15 protein-coding genes are annotated in these 17,166 nt (G+C 31.5%); all 15 read left to right on the plus strand.

The window, feature by feature from the left end; all coding sequences use genetic code 11:
* The first annotated feature begins 39 nt into the window (after nt 1–39).
* The 15 genes from AB3G36_RS15260 to AB3G36_RS15330 all read left to right on the plus strand — a co-directional run bounded on the left by AB3G36_RS15260 (nt 40) and on the right by AB3G36_RS15330 (nt 17,041).
* Entirely contained in the window at nt 40–609 is a 570-nt protein-coding gene (locus tag AB3G36_RS15260; RefSeq protein ID WP_367754138.1) for a DUF1990 family protein, read from the plus strand.
* 168 nt (nt 610–777) lie between these two features.
* Nucleotides 778–1,422, plus strand: coding sequence for a hypothetical protein (locus AB3G36_RS15265; protein ID WP_367754140.1), 645 nt, complete (start codon nt 778–780; stop codon nt 1,420–1,422).
* Between the two features lie 131 nt (nt 1,423–1,553).
* Nucleotides 1,554–2,486, plus strand: coding sequence for a sporulation-delaying protein SdpB family protein (locus AB3G36_RS15270; RefSeq protein ID WP_367754142.1), 933 nt, complete (start codon nt 1,554–1,556; stop codon nt 2,484–2,486).
* Entirely contained in the window at nt 2,407–2,727 is a 321-nt protein-coding gene (locus AB3G36_RS15275; protein WP_367754144.1) for an SdpI family protein, read from the plus strand. Before AB3G36_RS15270 ends, AB3G36_RS15275 begins: the two co-directional genes overlap by 80 nt.
* Nucleotides 2,714–3,979 carry a DUF3887 domain-containing protein gene (locus tag AB3G36_RS15280; RefSeq protein WP_367754146.1) on the plus strand — a complete coding sequence of 422 codons (1,266 nt, stop codon included), beginning with the start codon at nt 2,714–2,716 and terminating at the stop codon, nt 3,977–3,979. Before AB3G36_RS15275 ends, AB3G36_RS15280 begins: the two co-directional genes overlap by 14 nt.
* Nucleotides 3,976–4,344, plus strand: coding sequence for a DCC1-like thiol-disulfide oxidoreductase family protein (locus AB3G36_RS15285; protein WP_367754148.1), 369 nt, complete (start codon nt 3,976–3,978; stop codon nt 4,342–4,344). The genes AB3G36_RS15280 and AB3G36_RS15285 overlap by 4 nt, the downstream gene beginning before the upstream one ends.
* A 324-nt stretch (nt 4,345–4,668) precedes the next feature.
* A complete protein-coding gene (locus AB3G36_RS15290; protein WP_367752421.1) occupies nt 4,669–6,210 on the plus strand; it encodes an IS1182 family transposase in 1,542 nt (513 codons plus the stop codon).
* 207 nt (nt 6,211–6,417) lie between these two features.
* Nucleotides 6,418–6,951 (plus strand): hypothetical protein, encoded by a 534-nt coding sequence (locus AB3G36_RS15295; RefSeq protein WP_367754150.1) that lies wholly within the window; start codon nt 6,418–6,420, stop codon nt 6,949–6,951.
* A gap of 169 nt (nt 6,952–7,120) precedes the next feature.
* Entirely contained in the window at nt 7,121–7,972 is an 852-nt protein-coding gene (locus AB3G36_RS15300) for a tetratricopeptide repeat protein (RefSeq protein WP_367754152.1), read from the plus strand.
* Nucleotides 7,973–8,333: 361 nt separating this feature from the next.
* Nucleotides 8,334–8,759, plus strand: coding sequence for a GNAT family N-acetyltransferase (locus AB3G36_RS15305; protein WP_367754154.1), 426 nt, complete (start codon nt 8,334–8,336; stop codon nt 8,757–8,759).
* A 24-nt stretch (nt 8,760–8,783) separates the two neighbouring features.
* The gene (locus AB3G36_RS15310) at nt 8,784–9,260 is read left to right on the plus strand and encodes a DinB family protein (protein ID WP_367754156.1); all 477 of its coding nucleotides are present in this window, start codon (nt 8,784–8,786) and stop codon (nt 9,258–9,260) included.
* A gap of 138 nt (nt 9,261–9,398) precedes the next feature.
* Nucleotides 9,399–10,712 carry a M16 family metallopeptidase gene (locus tag AB3G36_RS15315; protein ID WP_367754158.1) on the plus strand — a complete coding sequence of 438 codons (1,314 nt, stop codon included), beginning with the start codon at nt 9,399–9,401 and terminating at the stop codon, nt 10,710–10,712.
* A 4-nt stretch (nt 10,713–10,716) separates the two neighbouring features.
* A complete protein-coding gene (locus AB3G36_RS15320; protein WP_367754160.1) occupies nt 10,717–12,099 on the plus strand; it encodes a M16 family metallopeptidase in 1,383 nt (460 codons plus the stop codon).
* Nucleotides 12,100–12,304: 205 nt separating this feature from the next.
* Entirely contained in the window at nt 12,305–12,751 is a 447-nt protein-coding gene (locus AB3G36_RS15325) for an endo-arabinase (RefSeq protein WP_367754162.1), read from the plus strand.
* A gap of 120 nt (nt 12,752–12,871) precedes the next feature.
* The gene (locus AB3G36_RS15330) at nt 12,872–17,041 is read left to right on the plus strand and encodes a two-component regulator propeller domain-containing protein (protein ID WP_367754164.1); all 4,170 of its coding nucleotides are present in this window, start codon (nt 12,872–12,874) and stop codon (nt 17,039–17,041) included.
* The last annotated feature ends 125 nt before the right edge of the window (nt 17,042–17,166 follow it).

Genomic DNA, 17,166 nt, shown 5'->3' on the forward strand with positions numbered 1-17,166 from the left:
AGTTATGCGGCAGCTTAAAAAAAAACGAGACAACAAACAATGAAAGTATATCTGACAGACCAAATAAATAACTTCAAAAAACACCTTCACTCTTTAAAGACAAGTGAAATTATGCCGTATGACAAAAAAAGGCTAAAAGAGAAAACCACAACCGTTGAACTTCAAACCAATCGAAAGCTTGATCAATTAAATCTTGACTTTTTATTTGACTACCAAATCTTCCCTGATAACATAATGACTTTTATAACTCAGTGGACAGAAGAGAATAGAAAAATGAAAGTTGGAGATACAATCGCTCAACAAGTTTATATTCCACCGACAAAAATATTTTCGCAGAAAATAATTTTTGGGGTCAGAGTAAATGAAATTATTGACAAAGCAGACAGAAAAGGATTTAGTTACGAAACTCTTGACGGACACGTTGAGAAAGGTGTTTCGACATTTACAGTTGAGCAACTCGACAACAAATTACTTTTTAAAATTCAAACATACTCGACACCAGGAAACATTATAACAAAATTACTCGGGCCGATTTTTTCAGTTCCATATCAGACATTTTGCACTAAGACTGCTTTAGAAAATGTAAAAAGACAAATAGAAACACAATGACAACCGAAAATTAAAGCCGACCGCATAACAGCCGTTTTGAGCTAGCTGGAATTTAGTGGAATTATCGTTTCGCATCAAGTTTTCGTTAAGCCGAAAATTGATCGGTTACGAATTTCCAGCCATCCCAAAGTGGCATAACGTTGGCAACAAGCTTAAAAAAAAATGCGAATGAAAACCAAAATTTTGATTTTATTTATACTTTTTGGAATCACAGTTTGTGCACAAAAAACAGAAAGTAAAAAATTTGAATTAGTAATTGATAAAGGTATTAAAGATATAGTTGAATCAAAAATCAAAAAGTCTCAATACGCTCGTGACTTTGAGGAATTATTAATTTACGAAACACCGAAAACTGTTGAATTCTTTGTGAATGATAGCCTAGCAATGTCTACAAATGGAGATAAAACGGATTTATTTAAATCATTTTATTATGTAAAGAATGATACAATTTCTATTGATGGAGCATTTGGATTATTTGGAGGTTTTGGGTTTTCAATCAAGTTGATAGATAAGACACCATTTGTTTACACATTAATGGCTGCCGATGAGATTCCTATTTATTCCCTGACCAAATCTGACAGTCTTGAATTAAGAATTGAAGTACCTTGTAAAAACGTAAAATTAATTCTATCAAAACAACCTAAATTAAAATCTGAGGAAATAGTTTATGGATATTTGGAATTTGAGAGTTCCGAATTTTATCAAGGAAATCCAACATTTGGACGTAAAGAAACCGAAGAAAGGACTAAACTAAAAATGAATATGAAAGTTTATTTCAAATCAAAATTTCTTGATATTGAAAAGATGAATTAAAAAAAGCCAATGATATATGGTCGTTTTATATTTGAAAAAGGTAGACCAATGCCTTATGAATGGTATAAATCAAAAATGTGCATAAATAGAACAATGGATTTTATAGAAATTGAAATAATACAAAATTAATAATGAAAGAACATTATAATATTATAGAAAAATTAATTAATCATAATTATTGGACAAATTGGTTGGGTTTTAGTCGGTCATTATTGGCTTTTTCATTACTAATAACCCTATCCTTAAACAATAAAACAACCCTTTTTTATACTGGATTGCAAAATCAGAGTTTTTCGAAATTCAATCAAATAGGATTTAACATCTATTCTTGGTTTAGTGATTTCAATGTTGGGATTATAATCAGTATAATAAGTTTAATTATAGTAATAAGTGGAATCTATCCAAAATACACATGCCTTCTTCATTGGTTTGTTAGCTATAGTTTTATTTCAACATCAACTTGCTCTGATGGGGGAGACATCGTTTCTTCAATTATTACTTTATTATTAATACCATTATGTCTTTTTGATGATAGAAAATGGCATTGGCAATTAACTACGAAAAAAAGAAGTTTTTTTGCTAAAACTATTGCAACAATTTCATACTATCTAATTTCAATTCAAATATTTGTTATTTATTTTTTTGCTGCAATTGGTAAATTTAAAATAACCGAATGGCAGAATGGTACTGCAATATATTATTGGTTAACACACCCTTTATTTGGTGTAAATAAGTTTTTTCTATCAGCAATTAACTTGATTTTATTAAATCCAATATTGACTGCCTTTTTAAATTGGTCTGTTTTACTTGTAGAATTACTAATTGCGTTTTGTCTTTTTTCAACAAATTTAAAATACCGAAAAATTATACTTATAATAGGATTATTTTTTCATCTATGTATTGGAATTTTGATGGGCATATTCTCGTTTTCAATTACAATGTCTTCAATTCTTTTTTTATTTTTAATTTCCAAAAACAACAATTATGGACTACCCAATTTCAATATCAATTCTTCTATTAGTTATTTCAATAATTGCTTATCTTTTCCAACCAAAAAAAATTAATTCAATTTATGGATATAGAACAGCCAAATCAAAAAAAAATATTGAAAATTGGAAAATTGCTAATCGATTTTCTGCAATTGGTTTAATTATCATTTCAATCATCAATATAATCATTTTTTATTTGTCTTCTTTTTTTATTCATAATATTGATGATTATATATTTACAATTATTTTGGCTTTCGAATTTGTGATACTTATTTACTTAACCGAAAAAAAACTAACTCAAAATGAAAATAAATAAAGTTTACATTCTAATTTGTATTCTAACTTCTTTTCTTTGTTTTTCACAAAACAAAGAAATTGGTAAATCATTTATACAAACACTTCTAGTAGAAAAAAATTGCACCAAAGCATATACTTTTTTTAACGAAACAATAAAAACTAAAATTTCAGAAACACTATTAAAAGAAACCGCAGAAAAATTAGAAACACAATTAGGTCAATTCAAATCTATACTTGAAGTAAATAACGAAAAAGAAAACTATTTTTATTATTCTGATTTCGAAAAAATGAAATTGGATATAAAAATTAGTTTTAATGAAAACAGCCAAATTATTGGTTTCTTTTTTGTCCCTCACAAAGAATTCAAAAAAGAAAATTCGTTAGGAAAAGACCTGAATATAAAAAGTAACAACATAGATTTAAAAGGAACAATTTTAATTCCAGAAAACGGAAATTTAAAAAAGTTAGTTCTTTTTGTTCACGGCTCTGGACCAAACGACAGAGATGAAACCATTTTTGAAAACAAACCATTTAAAGATATTGCAGAAAACCTATACACAAGGGGTATTTCGTCATATCGTTTTGACAAAAGAACCCTTTCAAATCCTGAAAGTTTTAATGATAAAAGCACCATTGATAATGAAGTTACAAATGACATCGTTAATATTATTGCTTATTTCAAAAACGACAATCAATTTTTGGATTATGAAATCATAGTTTTAGGACACAGTTTAGGAGCATATTTACTGCCTAGAATTGCAAACAAATCAAATCAAATTTATAAAATAATACTACTTGCTGGAAATGCTCGACCATTAGACAAACTAATAATAGAGCAATATCAGTATTTGTACAAACTAACACCAACACAAGAATTAAAAGACGCTTTACAAGAAGTAAAAGAACAAACAGCTCTTCTAAATTCAAAAGATTTTAACTTAAATACTACAAAAGAAAATCTCCCATTAAATTTATCAGCAAACTATTGGAAATCAATTTTAGATTACAAACCGATAAAAGAAATTCAAAAAGTAAAAATTCCAATTTTAATTTTGCAAGGCGAAAGGGATTATCAAGTAACAATGAAAGATTTTGAACTTTGGAAAAGCAATTTAAAAAACAATAAAAAAGCAAGTTTTATAAGCTACCCAAAGTTAAACCATTTATTTATGTCAGGCGAAAAAGTATCAGACCCAAAAGAGTATCAAATAAAAGGAAAAGTTGATGAAAAAGTGATAACAGACATCAACAGTTTCATTATTCAAAAATGAAAAAACTAACCATTTTTTACGATAATTTTTGTCCAAATTGCACCAAGTTTTCAAAATTTATACAAAAATTAGATTGGCTGAAATTAATCGAAATCAAAGAATTGCGAAATGAATTTCACACCAATTCATTTCGTGATATTGACATACAATTAGCCAAACAACAAATGGCATCGTTTGACAAAAAATGGCATTACGGTTACAATTCCTTGTGTTTTATATTTGCAAGATTACCCTTATTTTGGGTGTTTATACCAATACTATACCTTTTAAAAATAACAAAATTAGGACAATTAATGTACTGCGAATTAGCACTAAAAAGAAAAATAATCCCAATTCACTGTGATGCAGAAATTTGCGATATTTAAAACAAAAGAATTTGAATATTCAAGTATGGTAAACAGAAATTGATACTGCAACAGCCCAAAAAGGCATCTGGTAACAGCCGTTTGGCAATATGGCGGGTTTAGGCATAATTTAAAGATGGTTTTGTACTTGAAATATTAGTCATAAACCGAAAGTTTAGGCTTCCTTAATCCGCCACATCGCCAAGCGGCGGAACGTCAAACTGTCTAAAAACCTCCCTCCCCGTTATTTTATCATTTGCATTAAAAATCGTTCAAAATATTTTGATAACTAACTGATTTTCTTTATCTTTAAGTATGTTTTTATACTGCTAAAAAAGATAGCTTATGAGTAAATTCATTTCTGGGACCAACAGAAACCAACTCCCTCTTTTTGCCTCATCCATCGATCAGGCCATTGCACAAGACAATCAAGTTAGACTCATTGATCTTTTTGTAGATAGTCTTAAATTACCAGATTTTGGATTCGATTTCCAATTTGTCGAAAACGGCAGACCTGCCTATCATCCTTCCGATTTACTTAAACTCTTTATTTACGGCTACCTCAATAGAATGCGTTCCTCCCGTGCTCTAGAAAAAGAATGTGCTCGTAATATTGAATTGATGTGGCTCATCAAAGGGTTAGCTCCAGATCATAATACCATTGCCAATTTCAGAAAAGACAATCCTAAAGCCATTGCTCGTGTTTTTCGTGCTACAGTAAAAATGGCTGCACACTTTGAACTCATTGGCGGAAGCCTTGTCGCTGGAGACAGTACTAAACTAAGAGCTCAAAACTCCAAGAAAAACAATTTCAATCCAGCTAAAATTGAGCGTCATATTGCATACATCGATGCACGATTGGAAGAATACAATACGGCTCTCGCCAAAGAGGATGCCGATGAAGTTGAGAAAGAAAAAATTCTAAAGAAGGTTAAAAAACATTCCTTTCAAAAACAAAAATATATCGAATATCAAAAGATTATTGACACCACTGGGGTAACTCAAATCTCTACTTCAGACCCTGATAGTCGCCAAATTATGACCAGAAATAATATCTCGGAAGTGGCTTATACCGTACAAACCACAGTAGATGCGCTGCACAATATCCCGATTGATTTTAAAGTCACTAACGAAAATGATTCTAAAGCTATGGGCGGTATGTTGCGTCGCACTAAAGCCATTTTAGGACACAATGATTTTACCGCCATTTATGACAAAGGCTATCACACAGGTAGCGAATTTCAATATGCTAATCGACTGGGAATTGACGTATTAGTTGCCATTCCTGGCGTATCAGCTCACGCACCAGATATAGCTTTTGATGTAGAGCATTTTAAATACAATAAAGACAACGATACTTATATTTGCCCCGCAAATCAAACACTGAACTCCAACGCAAACTGGTACAATAAAACAAACGGTAAGTCAATCACTAAAATGAAGCATTACAAAACAAATGCTTGTATGAGTTGTACCTTTTTTAATAAATGTACCAAAAACAAAAAAGGAAGACTCATCGAGAGATCCCAGTATGCCGATTTGATTTATGAAAACAAAGTGAGAATCGAGAATAATTATGAAGTATATCGCAGACGACAAGCCATAGTAGAACATCCTTATGGAGTAATCAAACGCCAATGGGACTTCTATTATATTATGACCAAGAAAACCATTAAACATGCCTCCGCTGATGTAGGACTCATCTTCACAGCCTACAACCTCAAGAGAATATTCAACTTAATTGACCAAAATGAATTAAAACAGTACCTAAAAACTGTGGCTTTATTTTTTGTTGTAATAAAGCCACTTTTTAAAGCTTTTTACGGTTCTTTTATAGTATTACCAATCCAATTCCTTTTTTACAAAAAGAAGCTAATTGTAATCTAAATCGTCTATATTTACTTTATAATTAATACAAAACAACGTTGTTTGCAGGTTATTAGACGAACTGACGTTGGCAACAAGCTTAAAAAAAAATGCGAATGAAAAACAAAATTTTGATTTTATTTATACTTTTTGGAATCACAGTTTGTGCACAAAAAACAGAAAGTAAAAAATTTGAATTAGTAATTGATAAAGGTATTAAAGATATAGTTGAATCAAAAAATCAAAAAGTCTCAATACGCTCGTGACTTTGAGGAATTATTAATTTACGAAACACCGAAAACTGTTGAATTCTTTGTGAATGATAGCCTAGCAATGTCTACAAATGGAGATAAAACGGATTTATTTAAATCATTTTATTATGTAAAGAATGATACAATTTCTATTGATGGAGCATTTGGATTATTTGGAGGTTTTGGGTTTTCAATCAAGTTGATAGATAAGACACCATTTGTTTACACATTAATGGCTGCCGATGAGATTCCTATTTATTCCCTGACCAAATCTGACAGTCTTGAATTAAGAATTGAAGTACCTTGTAAAAACGTAAAATTAATTCTATCAAAACAACCTAAATTAAAATCTGAGGAAATAGTTTATGGATATTTGGAATTTGAGAGTTCCGAATTTTATCAAGGAAATCCAACATTTGGACGTAAAGAAACCGAAGAAAGGACTAAACTAAAAATGAATATGAAAGTTTATTTCAAATCAAAATTTCTTGATATTGAAAAGATGAATTAAAAAAAGCCAGTTGCCAACAGCTGTTTTGATATAGCTGGAATTTAGTGGAATTACCGTTTCGCATCAAGTTTTCGTTAAGCCGAAAATGGAGCGGTTACGAACTTCCAGCCATCTCAAAGGCAAAACGTTAGCGGTTATATTACAGCAGAACTTTAAAAAACAACATTTTATGAAATATATTTTAATCCTTTTTACATTTTTTTCAATTACTTTAAATGCTCAAAATATTTTAAAGTTTGACAAAACAAACGTTCAATGTGAAGATAAGTGGATTGCATACCAAATGGAAAAAGATAGTACTTATACATTAGGATTTATTTATATCGATTCACAAGCTGGATTAACCTTAAACTATGAGGGAAAATTTAAAATTGAAAAAGATGGTAAATTTATTAGAATAGATAATGAAACTAAAAATGAAGTAGGTTTTATAAAAGCAAGGCTTCAACCAAACAGAACTGCAATAGCTGAAATTCCTGAAGCAAAATTTAAAGAACTAAATATTGAAAAAACACCTAATTGGTTAAAAACATATAAAACTGATGAAAATTCTGTTGAAAGATTATATCGTTGGGGTTATATGTATAATGGCTGGAACGAATGCGAGAAGGCTTTAACTTTTTTAGAAAAAGCAGATAAAATTAATCCGAAATTTAAAGGATTACAAACTGAATTAGCATTTTCTTATAATGCTTTACAGAAATTTGATAAGGCAGAAATATCATTAAAAAAAGCAATTATAGAAAATCCAGAAGAATGTTATACTTATAAAGAATTGGCTTATACTTATACAAAACTTTTGAATTTTGAAAAAGTAGCAGAAACTTATTTAACAATGTCTAAAATTTGTAAGGAACAAAATTTTATTCAAGAAACTGCATATAATTTAGCATATGAATATTTTAAAACAAAAGATGTAATTAAGTTTAATAAGTGGAAAAGTGAGGCTGAAAAATGGTCTAAATCTGAAAATCAGTACACACAAAACTTAAATAAAATGGAATCTGAATTAAATAAATAAAAAATACAACACAGCTACCGAATCCTTTCGTGTGGTACTTGTTTGGTAAAGCACTAGTTTTCAATTCAATTTCCCCGCTACCGCACGAATCCTTTCGTGTGGTACTTGTTTGGTAAAGCACTAGTTTTCAATTCAATTTCAAGGCAACCTACTGGATCAATCCTGCGATGTGGCATATAATTAAGAAACTAATCATTCTATTTTAGATCCATTGAATTGAGTTCCAAAATACGTATCAATTCATTGTTCGAATAAAAATACAGGTTTAGTTTTGAATTATAATTTTACAAAGGCATTTGAAAAATAAACAGTAAATTAGTATTCTCATTTCAACTTAAATCCATTCCTAAAACCACTTATAATGGCAACAATTACAATCGCAATCACTGATCAAGAAATTTTGATGTGCTGGGAAGCACTTTATGCATTAAGACCGATGCTACAACCCCATCTTTTTGTGAATCAAATAAAAGAAATGCAAAAGGAAGGATATGTTCTTTTATACATAATCGAAGATCACAAAGTAGTTTCAATTGCTGGATATCGCATTTATAGTATGCTCTATTGTGGTAAAATGCTGTATATCGATGATTTGTCCACCCTTGAATCAGCTAGAGGAAAAGGACACGCATCTATGTTATTGAAACATCTTTATGAAATTGCGGCTAATCAAAATTGTAAAGCGGTTCATCTAGACAGTGGACACCTAAGAACGGTTGCACACAAACTATACTTCAAAGAAGATTTTACCATCAGTGCGTTTCATTTTAGCAAACCCATTGTTTAAATTGGGTACAATTATAAAAACAGTATGATGCTAAAAAGAAGAAATGCAGTACTTGCCTTAGTAGCCGAATATGAAAAAGTAATTCGGGAATTACAAGCAGTGATTGAAGATATAAGTCCCACTACTTTAGTTGGAATTCTTGATGAAACGACTACCAACCCCGACTGCAAATCCATACAAGCGATGCTGACCCATGTTGTCAGTGCTGGATATTCCTATTGTATTTACATCCAAAATTTAAAAGACCCAAATGCCAAACGACCCGATAAAAAGTATCATTCCAGCATTTCTGATTACAAAGAGGACTTAGATGCTGTAATTGCTTTTACCAAAAAAACCTTTGAATCCATTCACGATGAGGAACTCGAAGAATATGACAATTCGAAAAAAATAATGACTTCTTGGGGGCAATTGTATGACATCGAGCAATTGATGGAACACGCTATTGTACATATTTTGAGACACCGAAGACAAATAGAAAATTTTAAAAAAAACAACTAGAAAAAACATACAAAAACCCATTTTTAACTGTAACAATTAGCATAAAAACAGTCTAACAAAAATATAGGCTTTGAAAGGTAGCATAATTGCTATTTATATTTTCCTTACACCCTTTAACCATTTAAAAAAAATTGTACTATGAAAAAAATAATACTGCCGCTGTTTCTTTTGCTGTCTTTTATTTCTAGGGCACAAATGAAAGCAGATGATGTAAAAACATTCACTCTTAAAAACGGAATGAAATTTCTGGTTGTAGAGGATTTTTCGATTCCCAATGCCAATATGTATTTGTTTTACAAAGTAGGAAGTCGCAATGAACACCAAGGAATTACGGGACTTTCACATTTTTTTGAACATATGATGTTTAATGGAGCAAAAAAATATGGCCCAAAACAATTTGACCGTACCATGGAATTTAATGGTGGTGCAAATAATGCTTATACCACCGAAAATGTAACCGTATACACAGATTGGTTTCCAGCATCGGCCACCGAGACTATTTTTGACTTAGAAGGCGATCGTATTGCCAGTTTGAGTATTGATCCCAAAATGGTGGAAAGCGAAAGAGGCGTGGTATTAAGTGAGCGCAGTACAGGATTAGAAAACTCCCCTTGGAGACTTTTATCACAATCGATGCAAGCCACTGCTTTTCAAGAACATCCGTACCACTGGCCAGTTATAGGTTATGAGGATGATATGAAAAACTGGACACAAGCAGATTTAGAACACTATTTTAAAACCTATTACGCCCCTAATAATTGTGTAGTAGTCGTTTCAGGAGCAATCAAATTTGACCAAGTAAAACAATTTGCCGAAAAATACCTAGAGCCAATTCCCGCACAACCAGCTCCACCAGTGGTACATATCGTGGAACCAGCACAAAAAGGAGAACGCAGGATTACGGTTCAAAAAGAAGTGGCTAATCCGTACTTGATGATTGGATACCATACGCCAGAATCAAAAAGTGACGATTATTATGCCTTGAACATATTGAGTTCTATACTTTCAAGTGGAGAATCCTCAAGATTATATACTTCACTAGTAGACCAACAGCAAATTGCCAATCAAATCTTTACCGATTATGGGGATAGTTTTGACCCAGGACTTTTTAATATTTATGCCGTTGCTAATACTAATGTTAGCGAAGTGGATTTGGAAAATGCCATCTATACTGAAATTGAAAAAATAAAAAAAGACGGAATCAGTGAAAGAGAGCTTCAAAAAATAAAAAATCAAAAGTTAATGGAATTTTACGGTCAGGTAGAAACTATCAACGGGAAGTCGAACAATATTGGAACCTATGAAGTTTTTTTTGGTGATTATAAAAAAATGTTTGACGCACCAAAAAACTACAACAAAGTTACCGTAGCTGATGTACAGCATGTAGCCAAAAAATACTTCACAAAAAGCAATCGAACTGTAGGTGTATTAAAAACTAATGTAGAAAACTAATTTTATGGAATCAATAAATAAAAAATACATACTCATTTGCCTATTGGTTTTTAGTTCAATCAATATAATAGCACAAGGTTATAAATTACCTAACTATACCACTTTCAAATTGAGTAACGGACTTACATTTAACTTAATGGAACAACATGATGTTCCTATTGTTGATGTTTCTATTTTATTCCCTGCAGGAGCTATTTACGATCATGAAAAAGCAGGAATTGCTTCATTGACTGCAACCGCTCTTAAACACGGAACCATCAGTTTTTCCAAAGCCAAACTGGAAGAAGAACTGGATTTTATAGGTGCTAATATTGATACCTACGCCAACAAAGAATACGCTGGACTATCCTCTAATTTTGCTGCCAAAGACAAAGAAAAAGTTCTTTTATTAATCAAAGAAGTGGTACTGAATCCGGTTTTTGACAGTACCGAATTTGAAAAAGAGAAAGCTAGGCTACTAGTTCGCTTAGAGCAACAAAAAGAAAGTCCGCGATCTGTAATAGGATTTTACTTTGATGGTCTTTTATACGGCAATCATGTCTATGGTAATAATATCAATGGTACCAAAACTACTGTAGGTAAACTATCTGTAGATGATGTAAAGGATTTTTACAAAACCAATTATAGACCCGATGAATCTGTTATCAGTATTGTGGGAGATTTTAATTCGGTAGAGATGAAAAAAACGCTAACAAAATTATTTTCTAATTGGAAAAACGGTACACATGAGAAAGAAAACTTGGCTTCAAAACCAATTGCCATTCCTACTGAAAATAAAGTGTTATTAGTAAATAAAGACGATGCCAAAGAGACAACTATGTATATTGGCGCTTCTGGAATAAATAGAAATAATCCTGATTATGTAGCAATTGATGTAGTCAACACCTTATTTGGCGGTCGATTTACATCGATGTTAAATGATGAATTAAGGGTAAACTCCGGTCTTACCTATGGAGCAAGTAGTCGTTTTAGCGCCTTGAAAAATGGGGGTTCATTCATTATGAGTACATTTACAGCTGTAAATACTACGGAAGCTACGATAGATAAATTACTAGAAGTATTAAAGAAATTACATACAAACGGAATTGATGAGCAATCATTGGCTTCAGCCAAAAACTATGTAAAAGGACAATTTCCTCCACGTTATGAAACAGCTGGACAGTTGGCGAGCTTGCTTTCGCAAATGCATTGGTATGATCTTGATCGTTCTTACATTGATAATTTTGAGAAGAATGTAGACGGACTAGATTTAGCCAAAGCAAACCAGATTATTGAGAAATACTATCCTAAAGACAAATTACAGTTTGTACTCGTTGGTAAAGCCTCAGAGATAAAAAAAATAGCTGAAAAGTACGGACCTGTTACCCAAGTGGAGATAACAGAATAATGTAAAAATTTATTCAATTAAAAGCAGGACTAGTATCCTGCTTTTTTATGTTAAAAGGGTTTTCAATTTCAAACATTTGTAAAAATTCAGTTTTGTTTTTTAAATTTATATATATTTACATTTAATGCTATATGATTCCTCTAAAAAAATTTGCTTTTAAAGAACAATCAGTAGCCCTAATTATAATCAATCAAATCGTATCATTATGAACTGGAAAATATCAATTTGTCTTCTTATTAGTTTATTTGCAATGGAAAGTAAAGCACAAAATAGTGAACAGGAAAACATCAAAAAGCTACTTGAAAAAGAATCAGCAACCTATCGTTCAGGAGATAGTAAAGCACACGCTTCTTGCTGGCATATTCAGCCTTATAGTCGAATATTAGTTTCTACAACGGATGGAAATACGTACGACGTACCACCAGCTGAAATGGTGAAAGTTACGGAAGACACCACTCCTAGAGGCGGAAGCTCTAAAAATACCAATTATAAAATGAGTATCAATGGCAATACTGCATGGGTAAGTCACAATGAAGAGTCTACTGCCAAAGACGGAACAATAAGTTATTCTTATGAAATTCGATTATTAGAAAAAATAAAAAAGGAATGGAAACTAGTGGGGCAATCGATTCATATGTATAAAAAGAAATAAATTCAAAATCTAGTTCGTTTTACCAAAAGGGGGCAGCATATTAAATACCATTCGCCCTTTTACCTAAACCCGAAAATAAAAACCCAATTGAGAATTAAACTTCTATATATTAGTTTTATTTTGTTCGGACTTTTTGCCTGTAACAATAAAGAAAAAAACACTTCCCAAACGGAACCAAAACCGATACAAGAAGGGATACGTTCTAAATCAAATTCATTTCAAAACCCCGCAGATACAGTAAAAGCAATAGATACTAAATATTCTATTGCTCAATTAGACAATACAAATGGACTTTCCAACAGCTCAACCAATACCTTGTTTCGAGATTCCGAAAACTTATTATGGATAGGTACTTGGGATGGTTTAAATCGATATGACGGAAATAGCTTTAAAATTTTCAGACCAGAATTAAACAATGAAAATAGCTTAAGCAATCAAGTTGTTCTTAAGATAGATGAAGATGCTACTGGCAATATTTGGGTTTTGACCATGCACGGAATCAATCGATATGATAAAAAAACAGATCTTTTTCAACGTTTTTATTTTTCCAGACAAAACACTCCTCCGCTTTCAGAATCTGAATTTAACATGGCTTTGGACGGGTCTAAAAAAGTGTTTTGTGCAGTAAAAGATTGGGGAATTGGCTATTATGATGGCGCCCATTTTCAAAAATTAAAATCTAAAAAACTGCCCAGCAAAGCCGTTAAAAAAATGGAATTCAGCTCCAATGGTGAATTACTGATTTTATATGGGGATGGTACACTCTATAATTTAAGCATTACAAATAAAAATACTACTGAAAAATTGATTTCCAAAATTGATTTGATTTCAAGAAATATTCAAAATTTTTCAGTGTTTAAAGATCAAAAAGTTGGCTTAATTAACAGTTCAGGAATCGCTAGTATAGTATCCCTATTCGATAAAAAAGAACAAATACTTCCTCAAAAAAATATTGAAAACATAATTGGTTCTCTTCCAGAAGGTTTGGTACTTTCTAGTAAATCGGGTTATACTATTATAGATAACTTAGGAAACAATGTTACTACCCCTTGGCTTAAATACCTGAAGAATCAAAAAATAACCACTATAATTCAAGGAAGTGAAAATATAATTTGGACCGGGACAGATGGTGATGGAATTTTTAAAATGTACCCTCTTAAAAAATCGTTCCATCTTATTTCCAAAACCCAAATTCCAGAACTGGATGGCGGTATTGTACGAGCATTTCTTAATATAGATCAAAAATCTTTTTGGGTAGGAACTAAGGGAAAAGGCCTTTTTCTATTTCCTCAAGATTTTCATCAAAATGCAGAACAGGATTTAAAATACACCAATTTTAATGAAAATAATAGTGTGCTAAATAATGCTGTTTTTTCTTTATGTAAAGGACAAGATGGCTTAATCTTTATTGGAACTGATGGAGTTGGTATTACAATTTATGATTTAAAAAAATCAAAATTAATTCCATGGTCTGCCATTATTGGGAATGAAAACTGTGATTATTTCAAATCCATTTACAGTATTTTTCAAGATAAAAACGGCATAATATGGCTTGGAACTAATGGCTATGGAATGATTCGCTGCAAAATAGATCGCGCAGCAGAAAAACTTAAAATATCAGAATTCAAGCAGTATCTAGCTAACAATGGAGATCGTAAATCGCTAAGTAGTAACATTCTGTTTTCTATTGTTCCCAAAAACAACAACCAACTTTGGATCGGTACGCGATTGGGAGGACTGAACCTTTTCGATAAAAAAACAGGTTCTTTTCAAGTCTATAAGAATATAAAGGATAACCCCAATAGTCTATCGAATAATGATATTTTATGCTTGAAAAATGATGCCAAAAATAGGCTATGGATAGGTACTAGTTTTGGTTTGAATCTATTGCGGGATTTAAAAAGTGATGGTAGCGCTGTGTTTAAAAGTTATACTGTAAAAGACGGTTTGCCTAACAACACCATTCATGGAATCATTTCTGATAACAAATCCAATCTTTGGATTAGCACGAATTTTGGCTTATCTAATTTTATTTTAGACCAATCTAAATTCATTAATTACACCAAAAATGAAGGGCTTCAAAATAATGAATTTTCAGATGGTGCTTTTTATCAAGATCCAAAATCCGATTATATTTATATGGGTGGAATCAAAGGATTTAATTATTTTCTTCCTCAAAAAATAAAAGAATCGGCAGTAGTTCCCGATCTACTTATTGACAAAATTAGTGGACAAAATCAAGCCAAACCGTACTATCAAGGATTAGTAATTCACCCCAATTCCACATCGTACCCGTCAATAGTTCTGCAGCACAATCAAAACTTTTTTGATGTTGAACTGGCCGCATTAACGTATATCAATAGTGAAAAATGCCAATATGCCTATCAATTGGAAAATTTTGACAAAGACTGGAATACCATCAATAACCGTAGAATAATTTCTTTTACCAATGTTCCTCCTGGGAATTATTCCTTGTGGATAAAGTGGACTAATAGCGATGGCGTATGGAGTAAATCCGTTCATGCGATTGACATCAAAATCAAACCCGTTTATTGGCAATCGAACTTGGCTCTAATTGTATATTCCATACTATTTTTCCTTTTTATATTATTTGTTTTAAGTTACTACAAAAAACGTCAATCCTTAAGTCAAAATATTCTTTTTCGAAAAAGAGAAGAAGAACTTCATGAAAATAGGCTAACGTTTTTTACCAATGTTGCTCACGAATTTCAAACTCCACTGACATTAATAGTTGGTCCCGTTCAAAAACTTTCAGAAACGGAGAATCTTAGCGACAAAAATCAGAAGTTTATCCAAATGATTCAACGAAATTCTTCTAGGCTACTGTTCCTAACCCAACAATTACTTGAATTTAGAAAAGCAGAATACGACTATTTAGAAGTTTCGGTAAAGGAATTTGACCTTGTTAACTTAATAGAACAAATCGCAGAACTATTTGATGAATGGGCACTGGAGAAAAACATTGAATATAAACTGGAGATTCCTACTCAATTATTTGGATGGTTTGACAAAGACAAAATTGAAAAAATTGTTTTTAACCTCATGTCAAATGCATTCAAATACACGCCTATAAATGGAAAAATCGAATTAAAGATTTCAATTGAAGATATTGCTTCAAAAAAAATAAGCATCGCTGTCATGAATACTGGTAAAGGAATATCTAAAGAAAAATTAGATTCCTTATTTGATCGTTTTTTTCTATCTGACACGAATAGTAATACTGAAAATGACATGTTCCGTACAGGGATTGGGCTTGCCTATATCAAAAAATTAGTGACAGTGTTGCGAGGCGAAGTTTTGGTTTCCAGTATTGCAAATGAGCAAACCACTTTTACCGTAGTCCTTCCTTGCAACAAAGAAGCATTTACCGAAAAAGAAATGGATAGAGATGCAAGTCAAGTAGTCCTTTCGCAACATTTAAAAAACATCTTGGAAGAAAATCCAAACACATCAGATGGTATTCCAGAAAAAATAGCCTCAATTGATACGCTGATGGACGGTCGCAAAAAAATATTAATTGTTGAAGATGAAAAAGAAATCCATTCCTTTTTAAATGAATTATTAGGTATAAAATATAAAATTACTTCCGCTTACAATGGTCTTGAAGCCTTAGAAATGCTAAAAAAAGAAATGCCTGATCTAATAATCAGTGATGTCATGATGCCAGTAATGGATGGCATTGAATTTTGTGCCATAATAAAAAAAGAAATTATGACTTGTCATATTCCTTTTATTATGCTTACCGCAAAAGATTCTGTTTTACAACGAATTGAAGGAATTGAAAGTGGAGCTAATTCTTATATTCCAAAACCATTTCATCCGGATCATTTATTGATTCGAATACAAAAATTGCTGGAAGAAAAAGAACTCATTTTAAAACATTTTTCACAGGATACATTGTCCGAAGATCTTTCGGCGCTGCCATTAGAAAAAGAAGAAAAAGACTTTATTAAAAATGTAATTGAACTAATCCGAAAAAATATTGATAACGAAAATCTTCAAAGTTTATTCATTGAAAAAGAATTAGGTATCAGTAATTCTCAATTGTATCGAAAAGTAAAGCAACTTTTTGGTTTTTCACCAGGAGATTTAATTCGAACTATTCGTCTTAAATATGCAGCTGAATTATTGCGAAAAAACGTATTAACAGTCTCCGAAGTTTGTTACCAATCAGGGTTTAATAACAGATCCTATTTTTACCGTGAGTTTAAAAAAATGTATTCCATGACTCCAAAAAACTATCAGCTTAAATACAAATTAAAGCAATAGTACACTTTTAAATACCTGAATAAAAGACACTTAAATCCTAGTGTACACTTTTGATGAAATAGTGTACACTTTTTTTTGTGCCCTACTCCTACTTTTATCAAATGATTTAAAAGTCATAAAAAAAA

The organism is Flavobacterium sp. WC2430, assembly GCF_040822075.1.
Classification (GTDB): domain Bacteria; phylum Bacteroidota; class Bacteroidia; order Flavobacteriales; family Flavobacteriaceae; genus Flavobacterium.

Coding starts and splice junctions, on each gene's coding strand:
- AB3G36_RS15315 (WP_367754158.1), top strand. CDS start 9,399: ATGAAAAAAATAATACTGCCGCTGTTTCTTTTGCTGTCTTTTATTTCT.
- AB3G36_RS15285 (WP_367754148.1), top strand. CDS start 3,976: ATGAAAAAACTAACCATTTTTTACGATAATTTTTGTCCAAATTGCACC.
- AB3G36_RS15305 (WP_367754154.1), top strand. CDS start 8,334: ATGGCAACAATTACAATCGCAATCACTGATCAAGAAATTTTGATGTGC.
- AB3G36_RS15280 (WP_367754146.1), top strand. CDS start 2,714: ATGAAAATAAATAAAGTTTACATTCTAATTTGTATTCTAACTTCTTTT.
- AB3G36_RS15320 (WP_367754160.1), top strand. CDS start 10,717: ATGGAATCAATAAATAAAAAATACATACTCATTTGCCTATTGGTTTTT.
- AB3G36_RS15310 (WP_367754156.1), top strand. CDS start 8,784: ATGATGCTAAAAAGAAGAAATGCAGTACTTGCCTTAGTAGCCGAATAT.
- AB3G36_RS15270 (WP_367754142.1), top strand. CDS start 1,554: ATGAAAGAACATTATAATATTATAGAAAAATTAATTAATCATAATTAT.
- AB3G36_RS15325 (WP_367754162.1), top strand. CDS start 12,305: ATGAACTGGAAAATATCAATTTGTCTTCTTATTAGTTTATTTGCAATG.
- AB3G36_RS15290 (WP_367752421.1), top strand. CDS start 4,669: ATGAGTAAATTCATTTCTGGGACCAACAGAAACCAACTCCCTCTTTTT.
- AB3G36_RS15275 (WP_367754144.1), top strand. CDS start 2,407: ATGGACTACCCAATTTCAATATCAATTCTTCTATTAGTTATTTCAATA.
- AB3G36_RS15265 (WP_367754140.1), top strand. CDS start 778: ATGAAAACCAAAATTTTGATTTTATTTATACTTTTTGGAATCACAGTT.
- AB3G36_RS15260 (WP_367754138.1), top strand. CDS start 40: ATGAAAGTATATCTGACAGACCAAATAAATAACTTCAAAAAACACCTT.
- AB3G36_RS15300 (WP_367754152.1), top strand. CDS start 7,121: ATGAAATATATTTTAATCCTTTTTACATTTTTTTCAATTACTTTAAAT.